The 1,519-nt window shown below is 68.8% G+C and carries 2 protein-coding genes; one reads left to right on the top strand and one right to left on the bottom strand.

Going from position 1 to position 1,519, the window contains the following annotated elements; all coding sequences use genetic code 11:
- Nucleotides 1-132 precede the first annotated feature (132 nt).
- Complete coding sequence (locus tag U9980_RS14605; RefSeq protein ID WP_322768410.1) at nt 133-357, bottom strand: hypothetical protein; 225 nt, start codon at nt 355-357, stop codon at nt 133-135.
- A gap of 590 nt (nt 358-947) precedes the next feature.
- Here U9980_RS14605 and U9980_RS14600 point away from each other — a divergent pair.
- Nucleotides 948-1,519 (top strand): helix-turn-helix transcriptional regulator (locus U9980_RS14600; RefSeq protein ID WP_322768409.1); only part of this gene is annotated, 572 nt, incomplete at its 3' end.

Here is a 1,519-nt window from a genome sequence, read left to right as displayed (position 1 = left end):
AGACCCGGCTGAGGTCGCCCACAACAATGCCCATGATGCCTGCCACCACGAGTGGGACATTCGCCGAACCCTCGACCAAGTGGGTCCTGCTGACCAGCGGTGGCGATCAGGCGCTGCGATCAGGCGCTGCGATCAGGCGCTGCGATCAGGCGCTGCGGGAAGGTTTTCGTCGCCGTCCGCGACGATTTCACGGGCGTAGGCGTCGAATTCTTCCAGGCTGCGGAAGGCGGTCGTGCGGCCCGTCACGATGTCCTCGTCGGCCTTACGTTCGCCGGCCTGCCAGGCTGATGTCCAGAACCACGCCTGGTCGGGGGGAGGGTCGTCACATGGGGTGGTGCCCATCGTGAACTCGATCATCGCACCGGCATCCCTCGCCATGGCTCGTCAGGCGCCGCGCTGTTGGCTGCCACCAACGGTCTGGAGAGCGTCAAACCGGCTCAGGCTACAGCGGAGGACCAGCTTCGGGGTCATCCAGCGGGCCCCGGACGGGTGGGATCCTCCGGCAGCGACGCCCACATCCGGATCAACTCAGCCGGAGATGCCATTGGCCGGATCGTCACCACGTAGTGCTCGGCTTCGTCGTCCGCCGGGTCCGTTCTGGCCACCGTCACGAGTTCTCCACCATCCCGTTCTGTCCCGATCCCGTCGGTTGTTGGGCGCCGGCCCGGCTCTGCGCAGACCGTTCGACACGAGGCGGGGCCGGCTGACAACAAGCCTGACGGTCAACAGGGCAGCCGCGGAACGCCGAGGTGGCATGGAGTCACGGCATGGGTGCCGAAGCCCGATGAGGGCAGCCGACCGGTTGCCGAACGGTCACCGGCCGCTGCGGAAGCCCTGCCGCACAAGCGGATATACCGGGGCGGCATGGCCGCGCTACGCTCAGCGTGCCGGCATGTGCACGCGGCTGCGGTCAGCCATGCGGCTACCCCTGAGACGGCGGAGGACCGGTGCGAGAACCCGCTCCCCCCTACACGGTCTCGCCCGCCTTGCTGGTCCGGGACGACATGCGCGCCGCCCTCTACGCTCACGATTTTGCCGCCGCCTTCCTGCTGATGCGTAAGTGGGACCACGCCAGCCAGGACCGGATCGCCTCGCCGATCGACGGCTTCAGCCAGCCGCGGATCAGCCGGATCGTCCGCGGCGAGGAACGGATCCTATCCCTGGAGGTCATCGAGCGGATCGCCGACGGCCTTCGCATTCCCGGCGCGTTCCTACGGCTCGCCCCGCGCCCCTGGGAAGCCGACACACCAGCGGGCGCCGCGCACCCGCAGACCATCGACCCGGCGGAACCGGAGACCTCACCCGGCCGGGACGTCGGCACCGGCGGTCTGGTGGTTGAGGAGGACTTCGCCGAACTGCGTTACGACGGCGGGGTCTACTACCCGCAGCAGCGCCGCCGGATCACTAACGTCGGGTCGGAACCGGTCACCCGCTACCTCATGCGGATCTCCGTCGACCGGTATCCGGGCGACCCGGAACGGTCCGCGCGGCTGTACCGGGCGAACCCGCTGCGTTGGGA

The sequence above is a fragment of the Protofrankia sp. Cr1 genome, from assembly GCF_963555865.1.
Classification (GTDB): domain Bacteria; phylum Actinomycetota; class Actinomycetes; order Frankiales; family Frankiaceae; genus Protofrankia.
This window is presented reverse-complemented; position numbering and strand designations above follow the sequence as displayed.